The 17,742-nt window shown below is 65.9% G+C and carries 13 protein-coding genes, 2 pseudogenes and 1 riboswitch; of the genes and pseudogenes, 3 read left to right on the plus strand and 12 right to left on the minus strand.

All coding sequences use genetic code 11. The annotated features are described in order from the left end of the window. The first annotated feature begins 137 nt into the window (after nt 1-137). Nucleotides 138-494, plus strand: coding sequence for a phage holin family protein (locus OMP38_RS05785; protein WP_090109809.1), 357 nt, complete (start codon nt 138-140; stop codon nt 492-494). 153 nt (nt 495-647) lie between these two features. Next, nucleotides 648-1,061: a cupredoxin domain-containing protein gene (locus OMP38_RS05790; protein WP_277564248.1), complete on the plus strand. Its 414-nt coding sequence runs from the start codon at nt 648-650 to the stop codon at nt 1,059-1,061. Between the two features lie 95 nt (nt 1,062-1,156). On the opposite strand, the gene zapA is transcribed toward OMP38_RS05790, so the two are convergent. The 11 genes and pseudogenes from zapA to thiC form a co-directional block, all read right to left on the minus strand. Next, on the minus strand, nt 1,157-4,777 hold the full coding sequence (gene zapA, locus OMP38_RS05795; protein ID WP_277564249.1) for a cell division protein ZapA: 3,621 nt from the start codon (nt 4,775-4,777) through the stop codon (nt 1,157-1,159). 103 nt (nt 4,778-4,880) lie between these two features. Continuing rightward, entirely contained in the window at nt 4,881-7,334 is a 2,454-nt protein-coding gene (pheT, locus tag OMP38_RS05800) for a phenylalanine--tRNA ligase subunit beta (RefSeq protein ID WP_277564250.1), read from the minus strand. A 53-nt stretch (nt 7,335-7,387) separates the two neighbouring features. After that, a pseudogene (gene pheS / locus OMP38_RS05805) lies at nt 7,388-8,423 on the minus strand (phenylalanine--tRNA ligase subunit alpha). A 549-nt stretch (nt 8,424-8,972) separates the two neighbouring features. Further along, a pseudogene (locus tag OMP38_RS05810) lies at nt 8,973-9,164 on the minus strand (phytase); the annotation flags it as partial. Between the two features lie 105 nt (nt 9,165-9,269). Beyond that, nucleotides 9,270-10,151: a bifunctional hydroxymethylpyrimidine kinase/phosphomethylpyrimidine kinase gene (gene thiD, locus OMP38_RS05815; RefSeq protein WP_277564251.1), complete on the minus strand. Its 882-nt coding sequence runs from the start codon at nt 10,149-10,151 to the stop codon at nt 9,270-9,272. Further along, nucleotides 10,148-11,311, minus strand: a complete 1,164-nt coding sequence (thiO, locus tag OMP38_RS05820; RefSeq protein ID WP_277564252.1) for a glycine oxidase ThiO — start codon at nt 11,309-11,311, stop codon at nt 10,148-10,150. The genes thiD and thiO overlap by 4 nt, the downstream gene beginning before the upstream one ends. Then, nucleotides 11,308-12,123 carry a thiazole synthase gene (locus OMP38_RS05825; RefSeq protein ID WP_277564253.1) on the minus strand — a complete coding sequence of 272 codons (816 nt, stop codon included), beginning with the start codon at nt 12,121-12,123 and terminating at the stop codon, nt 11,308-11,310. The genes thiO and OMP38_RS05825 overlap by 4 nt, the downstream gene beginning before the upstream one ends. Before the next feature lie 3 nt (nt 12,124-12,126). Then, a complete protein-coding gene (gene thiS, locus OMP38_RS34460; protein ID WP_338130418.1) occupies nt 12,127-12,441 on the minus strand; it encodes a sulfur carrier protein ThiS in 315 nt (104 codons plus the stop codon). After that, nucleotides 12,390-12,995: a thiamine phosphate synthase gene (thiE, locus tag OMP38_RS05835; protein ID WP_338130419.1), complete on the minus strand. Its 606-nt coding sequence runs from the start codon at nt 12,993-12,995 to the stop codon at nt 12,390-12,392. Before thiE ends, thiS begins: the two co-directional genes overlap by 52 nt. Further along, the gene (locus tag OMP38_RS05840) at nt 12,992-14,143 is read right to left on the minus strand and encodes a ThiF family adenylyltransferase (RefSeq protein ID WP_277564254.1); all 1,152 of its coding nucleotides are present in this window, start codon (nt 14,141-14,143) and stop codon (nt 12,992-12,994) included. The genes thiE and OMP38_RS05840 overlap by 4 nt, the downstream gene beginning before the upstream one ends. Further along, nucleotides 14,136-15,896 carry a phosphomethylpyrimidine synthase ThiC gene (gene thiC / locus OMP38_RS05845; RefSeq protein WP_277564255.1) on the minus strand — a complete coding sequence of 587 codons (1,761 nt, stop codon included), beginning with the start codon at nt 15,894-15,896 and terminating at the stop codon, nt 14,136-14,138. Before thiC ends, OMP38_RS05840 begins: the two co-directional genes overlap by 8 nt. 358 nt (nt 15,897-16,254) lie before the next feature. Then, a riboswitch (TPP riboswitch) is annotated at nt 16,255-16,361 on the minus strand. 179 nt (nt 16,362-16,540) lie between these two features. Here thiC and OMP38_RS05850 point away from each other — a divergent pair. Further along, nucleotides 16,541-17,062, plus strand: coding sequence for a hypothetical protein (locus tag OMP38_RS05850; protein WP_277564256.1), 522 nt, complete (start codon nt 16,541-16,543; stop codon nt 17,060-17,062). 42 nt (nt 17,063-17,104) lie between these two features. Here the strand turns inward: OMP38_RS05850 and OMP38_RS05855 are convergent, their stop codons facing one another. Further along, complete coding sequence (locus OMP38_RS05855; protein WP_277564257.1) at nt 17,105-17,722, minus strand: YcnI family copper-binding membrane protein; 618 nt, start codon at nt 17,720-17,722, stop codon at nt 17,105-17,107. Nucleotides 17,723-17,742 lie beyond the last annotated feature (20 nt).

Here is a 17,742-nt window from a genome sequence, read left to right on the forward strand (position 1 = left end):
CCTCTCGCCTCCCATTATATCCGATGGCGGCTGCGCTTGCATTACGGCTCGTTATAACCGGCGATCAAACTGGATACAATACCTTTAATGCCGGCGGTACCGCCGGACGACAGCCCACAACGGGAGGTAATCAAGCCATGCATTTTCTAGGCCATGTCGTACGCTTTATCGTCTCCGCGATCGTGCTGATGATCGTCGGATACCTGGTTCCGCATTTCACGGTCGGCGGCTTCTGGAGCGCCCTCATGCTCGCGCTGGTGATCGCCGTGCTCGGTTGGATTATCGAGGCGATTTTCGGCAAAAACGTAACTCCGTTCGGACGCGGCATCGTCGGCTTCCTATGCAGCGCGCTCGTCATCTGGCTCGCGCAGTTCGTCGTCAGCGGCGTCTCCGCCTCGATTCTGGGCGCGCTGCTCGCGGCGTTAGTCATCGGGATCATCGACTTGTTCATCCCGATCGGCAACCCGTACAAAGCCGGCAAGCGCCACGATTGACAGCAGTCCGCAAAGATGTCTGCCCCAAAGCCTCGCAGCCTCCGGTATCGGAGCCGCGAGGTTTTTGCGTTTATCGCCCCGCTTGTCGCGAAGCTGGCTTCTTTCCTTTTTTTATCCTCACTGCAGGATATGCTAAAATAGTAAAGTCTGGGCATGACACGCTCATACCCGGCGATCATGGGACGGGGGGAATACATATGCGCAAAAAAAATAGCCGCCGCGTTGGTCGCGCTCGCGCTCACGGGCGCGCTCGCCGCTTGCGGAGGCAAGAACCACGGCGCTGCGGAGCAAGAGACGGCCGCCGCGTCGCAGGACCTGATCATTCGGGCCACCAATTGGCAGTTCGACCAAGCCGAGTACAAGGTGCCGAAGGATACGCCGATCCGGTATACGCTCGAGAACGAGCAGGGCGCGCACGGCGTCGAGATCGAAAAGGGGGGCGTCAAGCTGAGCAACGGCAAAAAATCCAAGGTTGCGACGCTGGCCGCCGGCACCTACACGATCAAATGCAGCGTCGTGTGCGGGCAAGGGCATTTGTCGATGAAGGCCAAGCTGATCGTTGAATAAACGAGATAAAGGAATCGCCCTTCCGACCGGATCTGATCCGTTCGGAAGGGCGATTTTTTTGTTGAACGCACATACCGTCGGGCCTATTGCGGCCTTCAGGTGTGCTCTTCGAGCATGTCGATCCACTCGTTGTACTCGATCTGCAGCTTGTTGTACTCGATCTTCAGCGCCTCGTGCTCGCTGCGGACGCGATCCAGCTCCTGCGCCACCCGCTCCGCTTCTTCCGCGTCGACCGGGTTGGGGGCGGCTTCGCCGGCTGCCTGCAGCTGCCGCGCGAGGGCGTCGCGTTCGGCTTGCAGCGCGACGGCCGCCGCCGCCTCCTCGCGGGCGGATCTGAGCTCTTCCTCTACGCGAAGCAGCGATTCGCGTTCGCGCTGCTGCTCGCCCGCCGCTTGGCGGAGCTTGCCCTCGAGCGACTCTAGGCGCTCGGTAGCGGCATCTCGCTCCCGCGCCGCCTCTTCGGCCCGCCGCTGGAGCTGCCGGATCGCTTCGGCCGCGCTCTGCTCGCGCTCGGCAAGCTCGTCCGCCAGCTCCTTGAGCCGGTTCGCTTCGCGCTCGGCGGCTTCGCGGGCATCGGCTTCGTCGCGCAATCGCTCGGAAGCCGCCTTTTCCGCCTCGATCAGCGCCGCTTCCTGAGCGGCCGCCGCCTGAAGGCGCTGCTCCGCGGCGGCGCGCAGCGCTTCCGTCTCGGCTTCGAGCTTCGCAAGCTGCGATTGCCATTCGCGCTCCCGCTCCGACCAGCGCGCTTGCGCTTGTTCGTTCTCGGCGCGCGCCGTCTCGGCGGCCGCCAGCGCAGCGTCCCGACCGCCGAGCGCCTGCTTCAGCTCGGCCTCGTACAGCTCCTGCGTCACGCGAAGCTCTTCCTGGAGCGCTTCGCGCCCGGAGGCCGCGCTTGCCTCAGCCTCGGCCGTCGCCCGTCGCAGCGCTTCGTCCTGCGCGGCGCGCAGTCGCGACAGTTCTTCTGCCTGCGCGTCCCGGAGACCGGACAGCTCTTCCGATTGGGCGTTGCGGAGTCCGGCCAGCTCTTCGGCTTGCGCATCGCGCAGGCGCGTCAGCGACTCGCCGCTCTCTTCGCGCTGAAGCTCCAGCTCCAGACGCGCGTCGTCCGCAGCGCGCTTCGCTTCGGCCAGCTCGGCTTCGAGCGGCGCCGCGGCTTCCTTGAGCGCAGCCTCGCGTTCGGCCGCAAGCCGCGACAGCTCCCCGGCATGCGCATCGCGGAGCTTCGCCAGCTCGTCGGCCTGCGCCGCGCGCAGACGCGCCAGTTCTTCGTCGTTCTCCTCGCGCTGCAGCTCCAGCTCCAGACGGGCGTCGTCCGCTGCCTGCCGCGCCTCGGCGAGCTGGGCTTCGAGCGCCGCCGCGGCTTCCTTCAGCGCATCCGCGCGTTCGGCCCCAAGACGCGCCAGCTCCTCGGCATGCGCATCTCGAAGCTTCGCCAGCTCTTCGGACTGCGCCGCGCGCAAACGCGCCAGCTCTTCGTCGCGCTCCTCGCGCAGCAGCTCCAGCTCCAGCCCCGCATCGTCCGCGGCTTGCCTAGCTTTAATCAGCTCGGCTTCGAGCGGCGCCGCGGTTTCCTTGCGCGCAGCCTCAAGTTCGGACGCGGCCTCCGCCTTCGTTTGTGCGATACGCCGCTCTGCCTCTTCGGCGGCCTCGCGCAGACGCTCTTCCAGCAGCGCCGCGGCATCCGCAAGCTGCCGTTCCGCCTGCGCGGCGAGCTGCCTGCGCTCCTCCGCGAAGTTCCGCGCTTCTGCATCGATCCGCAGCATGGCGGCGTCCGCCTCTTGCTTCGCGGCATCCGCCTCCTGCATGGCCGCATCGGCATCCTGCCTGGCGGCATCAAGACGTTCCGTCATCGCGCGGCGCTCTTCGTCGAAGTTCGCTTCCGCCGCCGCCACGGCCTGCCTGGCCGCGGACATCTGCTCGGCCAGCTGCGCATGCAGGCGCTCTACCGTCGCCCTGGCGGCTTCGAGCTCGCCGCCGAGCTCGGCCTTCGCCGCCTCCAGCGCGTCCCGGCTCTCGCCCTTGACCGCTTCAAGCGCGTCAAGGCTCTCGCGCTGCAGCGCGTCCAGCTCCGCCTGATGGGCGGCGCGCAGGCGCTCCGCTTCTCCGCGGCTCTGACCCAGCGCGCGCTCGAGCTCTTCCGCGTGCGCGGCGCGCAACTTGGCGATTGCGGATTCCCGCTCCGCCGCCGCGCTATCCAGCGCTTCGGCCAGCTTCGCGCCGGCCGCGGCGCCCTCCGTCTCGCGGGCTTCGCGCTCGAGCTCCAGCTCCAAGCGGAGCTCCTCGAGCTCCGACCGGTGTCCCGCGCCGAGCCGCTCCAGGTCCGCCAAGTGAGCGGCCTTCAGCGCCGCGAGCTCGGATGCGCGAGCCGCCTCGGCCCGCTCCCGCTCCTCTGCCTGACGCGCTTCGAGCCCGGCCAGCTCGGCCGCATGGATCTCCCGGAGCGCGCTCACGCGGTCCTCGCCCTCGGCGAGCGACGCGTCCAAGGCGTCCTGCATGCGGGCGCGGATCTCCTCCCGCTCCCGCAGCGCCGTCTCGAGCGTCAGCGTCAACCGCTGCAATTCTTCCTGCTTGCCCTCCAGCAGCAGCGCCAGCTCGTCCTCATAGCCTTGCCGCATCGTACGAAGCTCTTCGTCGTGCCGCCCGGCCCGCTCGGCCAGCGTCTGCTCATGTCCGTCCTTCAGCGCCTCGAGCTCCGCGGCGTGGGCCGCGCTTGCGGATTCGAGCGCTTCGGCGCGGGCGGCGCGCTCGTCGCGCAGCTCGGCCTCGTACATCGCCTGAACCCGCTCGCGGTCCGCTTCCTGCGCGGACCGGATCCGCGCCAGCTCCGCCGCGTGCGCGGCTTTGAGCTCGTCCGTCGCCGAGGCATGCGCCCGTTTGAGCGCTTCATTTTCCTCGGCGTAGAGCTCGGCTTCGGCCGCGTGATCGGCCAAGATCCGCTCAAGCTCCGCGCCGTGCGCGGAGACGACGCTTTCAAGCTCGGTCGCGTGTCTCTCGGCCGCGTCGTCCAGCTCCACGCGCAGCGCGGCGGTCGCTTGATTCATTTCTTCCGCATGCGCCGATCGAATACGTTCAAGCTCCGACGCCTGCGCAGCCTGAAGACGTTCGAGCTCGGCGCGCTGCTCGGACTTCAAGCCCGCAAGCTCTGCCTCATGGCCCGACGTCCTTCGCTCGAGCTCCGCCGCATGCGCCGCCCGAAGCGCTTCGGCATCTTCGGCATACAGCTCGGCTTCGGCCGCGTGGTCGGCCATGATCCGGTCGAGCTCGGCCTGATGAACGCTGCGCAGCCGCTCGCGCTCCTCGTCTGCCTTGGCCGACGCTTCGGCGACGGATTGTTCGGCTTGCCGCTTGAATTCGGCTTGCCGCTCGGCGAAATCCCGCTCCGCCGCTTCCAATGCCGCCGCGCTCTCCGCCTTGTGTTTATCCCAATCGGCCAGCAGCGTCTCAATCTCCGCCGACAGCCGTTTGCGTTCTACTTCCTCGTGGAGGAGCCGCTCGTTTTCCCGGCGGATGCGCATGAGCTCGTCCGCCATGTTGACCGAAGCGAGCACGCCGAGCCTCGCGAGGTCGAGCCGCGGGGAGCCGCTCGCGATCTTGTGCATCTGATCGCTGACGAGCATCGCCACCCGCTTCATGTAGTCGCTGCTGGTGTGTCCGGTCAATGTGTACTGCGTGCCGTATATGTCAACCGTTACGCGTGTCTTGTCGTCAGCATTCACGGTTATTCCTCCCACGTTCCAACTTAAGCAAAATCGCAGCGAACGTCGCTCAGCCCGCTTTTCGCGTTCTGATGTATTCGCTGCGCTTTGCGCCGTTTCCTGCTTATTTGCGAAGCTCCGCGCTGAAAGATTGTTCCAGTCGCGAAACGACGGACTGCTGCGCTTCGGCGATCTCTTCATCGTTCAGCGTACGGTCCGGATGTCGATAAACGAGCGAGAGCGCCACGCTCTTTTTGCCTGCGCCGAGACGCTCGCCCGCGTAGACGTCGAACACGCGGACGGACTCGAGCCACTCGCCCGCGGCTTGCTGCGCGGCCTCTACCAGGGACGCTCCCGGCACCGATCCGTCGACGACGACGGCCAGGTCCCGCTCAGCGGACGGGAAGCGCGGCAAAGTGCCGTAGACGATGCGGGCGTCAGCCGCTTCGTAGAGCGGCTTCAATTCGATCTCTGCGGCATAGGCGTCGCCCAGGTCGAACTCGCGCTGAAGCTCCGGATGAAGCTGGCCGACGTAGCCGATCGCGACTTCGCCGGTTGCGGTCGCGAGCTTCAACGCCGCCGTGCGGCCCGGATGGAAGTCCGCGGGCTGCGCCTGCTCGAAGCGAACGGCGCCGGTCAGGCCGAGTCGCGTCAGCAGCTTTTCGACGATGCCCTTCGCATCGTAGAAGTCGTACGCCGCCGCCGCTTGGTTCCAGCCTGCGCCCAGGCGATTGCCTGTCAGCAGGAAGGCCAGCCGCGGGTGCTCCGCAGGCAGGGTCGTCAACTTTTCTTCGGCGGAATGATACACGCTCGCGATCTCGAACAACGCGGCGCTCGCGTTGCGGCGAGACTTGTTGTAAGAAGCGGCCTCGAGCAGATTCGGCAGCAGCGTCGCGCGCAGGGCGCTGCGCTCCTCGCTCATCGGCATCGCCAGGCCGATCGGGCGCATGCCTTCCGCGGCACCGGACAGATCCGGGAACAGCGCGGCCCGGCTTGCGGAGGTGACCGAATAGGTCACGGCCTCGCTAAGCCCGGCTTCGGACAGCAGCTTACGCAACTCCCTGCGGATTGACTGGGATTTCGTGAGCGCCCCCGTCGTCGTCGGCCCTTCGATGCGGGTCGTCGGGATACGGTCGTAACCGTTCAGCCGCGCGACTTCCTCGATCAGGTCCACCGCGCGCGTAATATCGCCGCGGCGCGACGGCACGGTCAGACGCCAGGCGCCTTCGCCCGCCGGCTCGGCCGCGAACTGGAGGCGCGACCAGATCGTCTTGACCTCGAGCGTAGAAAGCGAAGTGCCGAGCATCTTGTTGATCCGCTCGAGAGACAGCTCGATAACCGCGGGCTCAGGCGTTGCGAGGCGCACCTCGGCGACGCCGTCGGTGACTAGTCCGCCCGCCGTCTGCGCGATCAGCGAAGCCGCGCGGTCCAGCGCGCCGCGCACACGTTCCGGATCGACGCCTTTCTCGAAGCGCGCCGAAGCCTCGGACCGCAGGCCCAGCTGACGCGAGGTTTTGCGAACCGGCGCGCCAGCGAACCGGGCGGATTCCAGCAGGATATCGACCGTGTCCGCCGTCACTTCGGAATCGAGACCGCCCATGACGCCGGCCAGCGCAATGGCGCGCTCGTCGTCGGCGATGACCGGCATGTGGGGCTCAAGCTTGCGCGCCTGGCCGTCGAGCGTGACCAGCGTCTCGCCTTCGCGGGCGAAACGAACGCGGACGGCGCCCTTGACCTTGGCCGCATCGAACGCGTGCAGCGGCTGGCCGTACTCCAGCATGACGAAGTTGGTGACGTCGACGACGTTGCTGATCGGCCGGATGCCGGCGGCGATCAAACGGTTCTGCAGCCAAAGCGGGGACGGTCCGATCTTGACGCCTTTCACGACGCGCATCGCGTAGTGGCTGCAAGCCTCTGCCGATTCGATGGCGACCGCGATCGCGTCCGCGGTCTTGTCGGCCGCCGGATACAGCGCCTTCTCCGGCTCCGGCAGCGCGAGCGGCCGGCCGGTCAGCGCGGCGGTCTCATAGGCGACGCCCAGCAAGCTCAGGCAGTCCGAACGGTTCGGCGTCAGATCGAGCTCCAGCACCGAATCGTTCAAGCCGAGCAGGTCGGCGATATCCGTGCCCACCGCCGTGTCGGCGGGCAGCACGAGGATGCCCTCCTGCAGCTCCTTGGGGAGCAGCTTGTCGTTGATGCCGAGCTCCCGCGCGGAGCAGATCATGCCCTGCGATTCAACCCCGCGCAGCTTGGCGCGCTTGATCTGCAGGTCGCCCGGCAGCTTCGCGCCCACGAGCGCGACGGGCACTTTTTGCCCGGCGGCTACGTTGGGCGCGCCGCAGACGATCTGCAGCGTCTCGCCCGTGCCGGCATCGATTTTGCACACGTTCAGCTTATCCGCGTCCGGGTGCTTTTCCTTTTCCAATACATACCCGACGACCGTCTTGGTGACCCCCGCGTTGCGGGAAACGACCCCGTCGATTTCGATGCCGCCCCTCGTGAGCAGATCGGCGAGCTCTTGCGGACTGGTGCCGCCGAGATCGATATATTCGCTTAACCATTGATAGGATACGTTCACGCGTTATACCGCTCCTTTCTTTTCCACCTTCGCTAAGATACCGGCCGCAGCCGTCACATGCGGGCGAATTGCCCGAGGAACCGCAGATCGTTGTTGTAGAAGTGACGAATATCGTCGATGTCGTACTTCAGCAGGGCGATGCGCTCGACGCCCATGCCGAAGGCGAAGCCGGACACCTGCTCGGGGTCGAAGCCGCCGTGCTCGAGCACCTTCGGGTGCACCATGCCGCAGCCGAGGATCTCGATCCAGCCCGATTGCTTGCACATCCGGCAGCCTTGACCGCCGCACTGCGTGCAGGTGACGTCGACCTCGGCGCTCGGCTCGGTGAACGGGAAGAAGCTCGGACGAAGGCGAATTTGAACTTGCGGGCCGTACATCGCCTGAACGAATTGGAGCAGCGTGCCCTTCAGGTCGCTCATGCGGATGTCGGGGCCGACGACCAAACCTTCGATCTGGTGGAACATGAACGAGTGCGTCGCGTCGTCGTCGTCCCGGCGGTAGACGCGGCCCGGGCAGATGACCTTGAGCGGCGTCGCGCCGTCCGCGTTTTTCATCGCGCGGATCTGGACCGGAGAGGTGTGCGTGCGCAGCAGGATCTCGTCCGTAATGTAGAAGGAATCCTGCATGTCCCGCGCCGGATGGTCCTTCGGCAGGTTCAGCGCCTCGAAGTTGAAGTAGTCGGTCTCGACTTCGGGGCCTTCCGCGATCGTGTAGCCCATGCCGAGGAAAATATCTTCGATCTCCTGCGTAACCTTGGTCAGCGGGTGGACGCTGCCGGTCGCGACGGTCCTGCCCGGCAGGGTGACGTCGATCGTCTCCGCGGCCAGCCTCCGCTCCGTCTCGGCGCGGTCGAAGGCGGCTTGCTTGTCGGCGAGCACTTCCTCGATAGCCGCGCGCACGTCGTTGGCGACCTGCCCGATCACCGGACGCTCCTCGGCGCTGAGTCCGCCCATGCCGCGGAGAATCTCCGTGAGCTGGCCCTTTTTTGCCCAAATAATGCACGCGCAGGTCGTTCAAGCGGCCGGCATCGGCCACCTCCTGCAGCTGCGCCAACGCTTCGACGCGCAGCGCCTCCAACCGTTCCTTCATGATGCCTCTCTCCTTTATCGCTTGGTCTATCGGCCGGCTCGTCCTTGCGAACCGACAAAAAAAGGCCCTTCCTCCCCGTAAAAGGGACGAAAGGACCGTGGTACCACCCTAATTGGAAACTTGCTGACGACAGCCTGCCGATTAGGCAGCGGCGTCAAGCCGGAATTCCCGCTCGAACGGCGTAACGGGCCGCTGCCGGTCCGCTCTACTGGCCAACGCTGCTCAGCGTCGTCGGCGTTCAAGCGACTGCTCCGGAGTGAAATTCGGCAGCTCTTCTCCTCGGGCACGCTCTCAGTCTCGGCGTCCCCTCCCTGGTCAGGCAGGCGCTGCTTACTTGTCTCCATCGTCGCATTTATCCATTTTTGCTTTGAATTACTGACTATTATAGGGGAACGCGCCGCGTCAAGCAAGCGGACGGTCATCACCGACACTCGGCGGCCCTTGAAAAAGGGTTGTGATTACTTATCGCAGCGGTTACGGATCGTGTGCGGGTCCGCCTGATTATCTAGCAGGAGCGGTGTCTTCGCTCCGCTCGCGGTCTGTTCCCAGTCCGTATTCGTCATCAGCCGACAAGCCTTCGGACTGCATTGCGAGCTTGAACTCGCGCACCAGCTTGCCTGCGAGCTTCCCTTTTCCGTTGTCCTTCAGCTCGTACTGCTCGAACTCGCCTTCCTTGCCGAGCACCAGCGCATAGAACTTGTCCGTCCGCAGGCTGTGATACAGGCTGAATCCGTAAACCTCGCCATCTTGGCCTTGATGGCCGCTTTATTCGATGGTGGTAAACGCGGCAATAAACCAAGACGCGCCTTTCGTAAAGCCGATTCGCGTTGCCGGCCGACTTCCTTCTTATTCGGACCTTTGATTTGGCTTCCCCCACTTATGATTCAAGCTTGCCGTCCCGGCGCCTAGCCGGAATCTCCCCGCGAGCGCCCCGGCGACGAACGACTTGGCGTTGCGGCAAGCGGCGGGCACGTCCTGGCCGAGCGCCATGGCCGCGCAGGCGGCGGCCGCGAACGCGCAGCCCGTGCCTCGAGCGACCGCGCCGGGCAGGCGCGGCCCGCGGAGCAGCAGCGGTTCGGCGCCATCGTCCGACGCGCCGACCAATATATCGGTACAGGCTTCATCCTCGGCGTGGCCGCCTTTTAACAGCACGAAGCGCGATCCCAATTCGAGCAGCGACCTGGCCGCTTCGACGCGCGCGCCGAGCTGTGCGAGATCCGCCTCGCGAACTCCGAGCAGGGCGGCCGCTTCGGGCAGGTTGGGCGTCGCCAGTTCGGCGATCGGGAACAGCCGGCGCGCGACGGCTTCGAATGCGCCCGGAGACGCCAACGCAAAGCCGTCCTTGGCCAGCCGAACCGGGTCGACGACAAGCCTGCGAACGCCGTGCCGGCTTAGCGCGCCTGCGACGGCTGCCGCGGCTTCGGGCGTCGGCATCATCCCCGTCTTGGCCGCATCCGCGCCCAAATCGCCGAGCACGCTGTCGAGCTGGGCAGCGATCAGTCGCGCCGACATGGGTTCCGCTAGCTGTACGCCCAAGCTGTTCTGCGCCGTGACCGCCGTCACGACGCTCATGCCGTAAGCGCCGAGCTCCTGAAAGGTCTTCAGATCGCCCTGGATGCCCGCGCCGCCGCCGGAGTCCGAGCCTGCGATCGTTAGCGCGCGAGCCGGTCCGCCGCCTCGCCCCATGCATTCGGCGCCTGCCCGGCCGGTCGACGCCTCACCGATCATACCGGCGTCGCCGCCCATCGCTCGCCTGTGCCGCGGACGCCGAAGCGGTCGGGCCGGAACGCTTCGCTCGCCTCGTCGCCGCCGGCTCCGCCCCCGGCAGCCAGCCAACGCCCGAACGCGGCCGACGTCGCCGGGCTCAGCAGGATGCCGTTGCGATAATGACCGGCGGCTACAAATACGCCGGATCTGCCCGGCGCGGGGCCGATGAGCGGCCATCCGTCCAGCGTGGCGGGACGCAGTCCCGCCCAGCTCCGGGCCGGCGCGGCGCCTGCCAATACGGGGAACATCCGCCCGCCCGCGCGAACGAGCCGTCCGATGCCGCCCGCCGTCACCGTCCGGTCGAACCCGGCTTCGTCCTCGGACGCGCCGCAGACGAGCGAGCCGTCCGGCTTGCCCACCCAGTACGCCTGCGGACCGAACACGATATGGCGCAGAGAGACGGGAGCCGGGTCGTAAGCGCAAATTTGCCCTCGTATCGGATGAACGGGAATGCGCAAGCGCAACCAATCCGCCAGCAGGCCGCTCCAGGCGCCAAGGCAGCAGCAAAGCGCGTCCGCGCCGATCGTGCCGTGCGCCTCGAAGCGTGCGGACAGTCCGCCCGCCGCGCCTTGCCCGATGTCGGTCAGCTCTCCCGCCAGCGGCAGCAACCGCGCGCCGAGGCGCTCGCAAGCGCCTGCGAGCACCTTGACCAACAGCGGCGCCTGCACGTGCGCTTCCTCGGGACAATAGAGCGCGCCGGCCAACCCCGGCGGCAAGGAAGGCTCGATGCGGGACAACGCCGCTTCATCCAGCCATTCCAGACCGGCGCTGTGGCGCGCCTGCCAAGCGAGCCGTCCGAACAGCGGCAGCCGGTCCGCTTCGCGGTACGCGACGTGCAGGCTGCCCGACCGGACGAAGCCCGCGCGCGCGCCGGCTACGTCCTCGATCTCCGCCGTCCATGCCGGGTATCTGGCGAAGCTGTCCATGCACAAGCGGAAAAAGGCGTCGGGACCGTCTCCGTTCTCGTAGAAGGGCGCAAGCATTCCCGCCGCCGCACCCGAAGCTTGGCCGCCGATCTCGCCGCGGTCGACGACGATCGCTCGCCATCCTTGCTTCAGCGCTTCATAGGCGCAGGACAAGCCGACGATGCCGCCGCCCAGCACGAGCAAGGTTCTCTTCAAGGCCGCATCCCCCTTGCGGCCGTCGGTTCCGCGAACCAGGCGCCGGCCTCGTCGCTGCTCGCCGAAGCGTACGCGCGCCTCGGTATACGGCCGGCTTGCCGGGACAGCCATCCGGCCTCGACGCCCAGCCGCATAGCCGCGGCCATCGCGACGGGATCTCGCGCCTTGGCCACAGGCGTATTGACCAGGATGCCGTCGGCGCCAAGCTCCATGGCGGTTGCCGCGTCGGCGGCCGAGCCGAGCCCCGCGTCTACGATGACGGGCACGCCGGCATTTTCGACGATCCAGCCTAGATGGTATGGATTGAGGATGCCGAGCCCCGTGCCGATCGGCGATCCGCCCGGCATGACGGCCGCAGCTCCCGCCTCCTCCAGCCGGAGCGCCTGCATCGGGTCGTCGGACGTATAGGGCAGGACAGTGAAGCCTTCGCGCGCGAGACGCTCCGTCGCCTTCAGCGTCTCGGCCGGATCGGGAAGCAGCAGGCGCGGATGGCCGCTGATCTCCACTTTGACCCAATTGCCAAGACCGGCCTCCCTCGCCAAACGGGCGATCCGGACGGCCTCGTCCGCCGTCGAGGCGCCGGACGTATTCGGCAGGTAGACCAGGTCTTTCCCTCCCGTCTGCCGCAGCAGCGGGTCGTCCTCCGCGACGTCGAGGTCGACTCTGCGCACCGCGAAGGTGACGACCTGCGCGCCCGAAGCTTCCAGCGCCTCGCGCATGACGGCAGGACTCGGATATCGCCCCGTGCCCAGAAAGAGCCTGGACCTGAGCGCGATGCCGCCGATCTCAAGCCGCGACGATGCTGCGTTCATCGATCATCCACCTCCCACGAATTGTACGAACTCTACGCGATCGTCCGCGCGGATCGGAACGGCGTCCCAGTCCGCCCTCGGCACCGCCTCGCCGTTCAGCTCGGCCATCACTCTTCGTTCGGCGAGCCCGAGAGACCGCGCGAGCGCGCCGAGCGTAGAAGCCTCGCACCAGGCTTGTTTGCCGTTCAGCATCAAAGAGATTGCCTTGCCGCCGCCTTCGTTCGATCGGCGGGCTTCCCGCGACTCCCACCGCTCGATGCTCCGCTTCAGCATGACGCAGACGGCAGCCGGATCGGGATGCCCGACCACGGCCGACACCGCGCACAGCCGTCTCGCGCCTGCCGCCAGCACGGCGTCGGCCGTCTCCGGCGAGATGCCGCCGATCGCGAAAAGGGAATCCGCAGCCGCTCGGCAGCCTCGGAAACGTAGGCGGTCGTCACGCCTTGCCTGCCCGGCTTCGTCGGCGTCGGATAAACCGGTCCGACGCCGACGTAATCCGCCCCGGCTCGTTCCGCCTCCAGCGCCTGAGACAGCTCGTGCGTGGAAATGCCGATCAGCATCCCGCTGCCGAGCAGGCGCCTCGCTTCAGCCAACGGCATGTCGTCCTGGCCGAGATGAACGCCGTCGGCGTCGGCGGCAAGCGCGAGCTCCGCGTCGTCGTTGACGATGAACAATACGCCGTGGCGACGGGTCAACGCGCGCAGCGACTTCGCTTTGGCCAGCCGCTCCGCGGGCGAACCGTTCTTGTCGCGAAGCTGGACGATGTCCGCCCCGCCGGCGATCGCGGCTTCTATCACCTCGGCGAGCGGCCTGCCCGGGTGGTACTGTTCGCCCGTAATCACGTAAAGCTTGCAATCTTCGATCGTTCTCAATCGAGCTCCTCCTCCGATCCCGTTTCCCCCGGCTTCCCGATCACGTAGGTCCGGCAGACCCGGATCGCTTCCTCTGCCCCGCCCTCGCCGCGCACGAGCACCCGGCCGTCCCCGAACGCCGCGATCGTCGCGCCGCATGGCGTTCGCGCCCGGACCAAGTAATCGTTGGCGACGAGAATTCGGCATCCGCGACGCGCGAGACGGACAGCGCATTCCCGCGGGATCAACGCGCTCCCCGTCGCGACCTGGATCGTCCCCCGGCCGCACAGGACGGTCGCTTCCATCGCTGATGCGGGCTGCTCCGACGCCCGGACGAAGGATTCGACGGCGTCTCCGCAGTAGGGGCAGGACGGCCTTCCCGGCGGCAGCTTCGACTCCCGCAGCGAAAAATGCCAAACGTCCGCCGCGATCCATGTCCGCCGCATCGCGCCGCGATTGCCGCTCAGCCACTTGAGCGCCTCCGCCGCCTGAAGCGAAGCGGCAAGCTCGACCGCGGGTCCGACGATGCCTGCCGTATCGCAAGTGTCCCCCGCCTCCGCTTCGCTTTCCCCTCCGATCAGGCAGCGGAGGCATGCCGTCCGGCCCGGCAAGAGCGACGCCGAGCTTGCGGCCGATCCCGTCGCCCCGCCGTATAAGAAAGGAATGCCCCTGGCGAAGCAGGCATCGCTCAACAAAAGGCGGGTCTCGGCATTGTCGGTGCCGTCCAGCACCAGGTCTACGCCGGCAAGCAGCGTCCCGACGTTCCCGGCCCCGATGTCGGCCACGAACGGCTCGATCCGCACGGCGCCGTTCGCCTCGCGCAATCGCGCCGCGGCAGCGACGGCCTTGGGCGTCGACGCAGCCGCGTCCGCCTCGTCGAAAAGCGACTGGCGGTGCAGGTTGCCGCGTTCGACGAAGTCGCGGTCCGCCAGCCTGACGGTGCCTACGCCGGCCCGGACCATCTGCTGCGCGAGCGCGCACCCGAGCGCGCCGACGCCCGCCACGAGGACGGCCGCGCCGCCGAGCAGGCGCTGGCCTTCGGCTCCGATCGGCGCGAAGCGAATTTGCCGATCGTATCTGCACGGGGACTCGCCGCTCCCGAAGCCCTCCTCCCCAGGACCGGCGCTGTCCTTGCCGGATGCCGGCGCTCCGGCCTGCGCGCTAGACATAGATTTGCCCGCCGGCCGCATTAAAGCCGTCCGCCTGCTCTCGCATGCCGGTTTCCACCGCCTCCTCGTCGTTCAGTCCGCGCGCGGCCGCATAGTCGCGTATATCCTGCGTGATCCGCATGCTGCAGAACTTCGGACCGCACATCGAGCAGAAGTGGGCGGTCTTCGCTCCCTCCGCCGGGAGCGTCTCATCGTGGTAGGCCATCGCCCGCTCCGGGTCGAGGGACAGATGGAACTGGTCCCGCCATCTGAACTCGAACCTCGCCTTCGACAGCGCATCGTCGCGAAGCTTGGCCCTCGGGTGGCCCTTGGCCAGGTCCGCCGCATGGGCCGCGATCTTGTAAGCGATGACGCCGTCCTTAACGTCTTCCTTATTCGGCAAGCCCAAATGCTCCTTCGGCGTGACGTAGCAGAGCATGGCGGTGCCGAACCAACCGATCATCGCCGCGCCGATGGCCGACGTGATATGGTCGTATCCAGGGGCGATGTCCGTCGTCAGCGGACCGAGCGTGTAGAAAGGCGCCTCTTGGCATACCGCCATCTGCCGGTCGACGTTTTCTTTGATCAGATGCATCGGCACATGGCCCGGCCCCTCGATCATGACCTGCACGTCATGCTTCCAGGCAATGCGGGTGAGCTCGCCCAGCGTATCTAGCTCCGCGAACTGCGCCTCGTCGTTGGCGTCCGCGATCGAGCCGGGCCGCAGGCCGTCCCCCAGCGAGAAGGTGATGTCGTACGCCTTCATGATCTCGCAGATCTCCTCGAAATGCGTATAGAGGAAGTTCTCCTCATGATGCGCGAGACACCAGGCCGCCATGATAGAACCGCCGCGTGACACGATGCCCGTCACTCTTTCCGCGGTCAACCGGATATAGCGCAGCAGCACGCCCGCGTGGATGGTAAAATAATCGACGCCCTGCTCCGCTTGCTCGATGAGCGTGTCGCGATAGATTTCCCAAGTGAGCGCTTCGGCCCGACCGCCGACTTTTTCGAGCGCTTGGTAGATCGGCACCGTGCCGACCGGGACCGGGGCGTTGCGCATGATCCACTCCCGGGTCGCGTGAATGTTTTTGCCCGTCGACAGGTCCATGATCGTATCCGCGCCCCATCGGGTCGCCCAGGTCATTTTCTGCACTTCGTCCTCGATGGAGGAAGCTACGGCGGAATTGCCGATATTCGCGTTGATTTTCACGTGAAAATGCCGTCCGATGATCATCGGCTCGCACTCCGGATGATTGACGTTGGCCGGAATGACGGCGCGTCCAGCAGCAACCTCGTCTCGTACGAATTCGGGCGTCATCCCTTCCCGGACGGCGATATAAGCCATCTCGGGCGTGACGATGCCGCGGCGCGCATAATGAAGCTGCGTGATATTGCGACCCTCCGCCGCCCGGCGCGGCCTGCGCTTAAGTCCCGGATAGGCCTGCGCGCCTTGCGAGCGGGCAGGAGCCTCGGCATGATAGCCGTCGTCCGACGGTACCAGCGCTCTTCCGACATACTCGACCGTGTCTCCTCTTGCCTCGATCCATGCGTCTCTAAGCGGCGGAAGTCCTTTACGGACATCGGATTCATAGCCCTCGTCCGTATAAGGCCCGCTAGCGTCATAAACGAGGAGGGGCGCGTTCGGCTGCGAGGAGCCGTCTCTGGCCGTGCTGTCGGAGAGACGGATCTCGCGCATCGGCACACGTATGCCCCCGTCCCCGTTCAAGTAAACTTTGCGGCTGCCGGGCAGCGCCCGGGTCATGATCGCCATCGCTAAAAAAACCTCCCCTGGAATGAATTCATGCGAATTCCTCCGGGAGGCCGACAAGGGCATGATGCGAAAAAAGAAACACAATGACGGTTAAGCAAGGCTGCAAGCGGCGTTTCCGCCCGAAGACGGATACGACCGTCGGCGGACATCCATACGCCTGGATGGGCGCCCCATTCGAGACGAGGCTCTTTTGCGCGAGATGCAAAAAAAGCCGCCCCGTCGGGAGCGGCCAAAACGAGCAGCTTCGAACTGCATGGGCGGAGGGGCGAACGAACGCTTCCCGCGGATACGGAAAGACGGCTCGCTATGTATGACACTGCCTGTCGGCTCGCGTCTCTCCAATCCGATGCAGCTTGCTACGCACATTGGTCCACTTTCCTACGCTGGCATGACCCAGATCAGGTTCAAAGGGACCAAGGCATCGCTGCCTTATCTCAGCCCTTGCGGGCGCCCCCAGTGGAATTCATGGTTCAACTGTACACGGCCGCGAACCGGGTGTCAATCCGGCTACGCTCCCAGCTGCGATACGCGCCGACAAATAAAGATCCGCGCTTCCGCTATCGCTTGCTGGCAAGCGCCCTGAGCCAGCGAGTTTGGAGGCCATAGCGGAACTTTCTTCCGCTATCGGCCCTGAGGCAGCGAGTTTGGAGGCCATAGCGGAACTTTCTTCCGCTATCGGCACCGAGGCAGCTAGTTTGAAGGCCATAGCGGAACTTTCTTCCGCTATCGGCACCGAGGCAGCTAATTTGAAGGCCATAGCGGAACTTTCTTCCGCTATCGGCACCGAGCCAGCGAGTTTGGAGGCCATAGCGGAACTTTCTTCCGCTATCGGCCCCGAGCCAGCGAGTTTGAAGGCCATAGCGGAACTTTCTTCCGCTATCGGCCCTGAGCCAGCGAGTTTGAAGGCCATAGCGGAACTTTCTTCCGCTATCGGCACCGAGCCAGCGAGTTTGAAGGCCATAGCGGAACTTTCTTCCGCTATCGGCCCTGAGCCAGCTAGTTTGAAGGCCATAGCGGAACTTTCTTCCGCTATCGGCCCTGAGCCAGCGAGTTTGGAGGCCATAGCGGAACTTTCTTCCGCTATTGGCCCTGAGCCAGCGAGTTTGAAGGCCATAGCGGAACTTTCTTCCGCTATCGGCACCGAGTCGTTGGTTTGGCGAGCATAGCGGCACTCACGGCCGCGATCGCTTGCCGGAGCACCAATCCGCTCATCGCGACTTCTTGCGCAGCAGCGCAGTGGCGAGCGCAGCCAGGCCCGCCACCAGGCCCGCGACCGCAAGGCCCAGCGTCAGCGGATCCCGATTGCCGTCCGACGCTTCCGTCGATGCGGCATCCGCGTGCCCGTGCCCGTCGCCGTCGGCCGCAGCCGCAGTTACCGTCGTCACCGATGCCGGCGCATCGGCATCCGGCGCGCCGCTCCAATCGACGACCGCGCCGTCGGAGTAAGTCTGATGCGCCTTCCACACCAGTTCCTTCGCGTCCTCGGCGACGTGTCCCTGGAACATAAACTGCACGAACTCCGTCTCCGTGATGCCTGGGCCGTCGGACTTCCAAGTGACGGAGACGACTTTGCCGTCCGCGTCTTTCTCGGTCGTGCTCGTCCAGCCGGGATACGGCTCGAAGCGCGACACTTCCACGCCTGCAGGAACGTCCAATTTGACCTGCGTCGTATTGACGCCCTCGTTTTCGCTCGGGACGCGGATCGTGAACACCTGGTACGCGTTCTGCGCCACCTCCGCCGGCTCGACCCGGACGTGCGCGCTAGCCATTCCTGTATAGCCGAACGCCAGCGTAGCGGCGAAGAGCAGAGCTCCGATTTTTTTCATCTGCGATCAACCTTTCGTTT

The organism is Cohnella ginsengisoli (assembly GCF_029525555.1).
Lineage (GTDB): Bacteria > Bacillota > Bacilli > Paenibacillales > Paenibacillaceae > Cohnella > Cohnella ginsengisoli.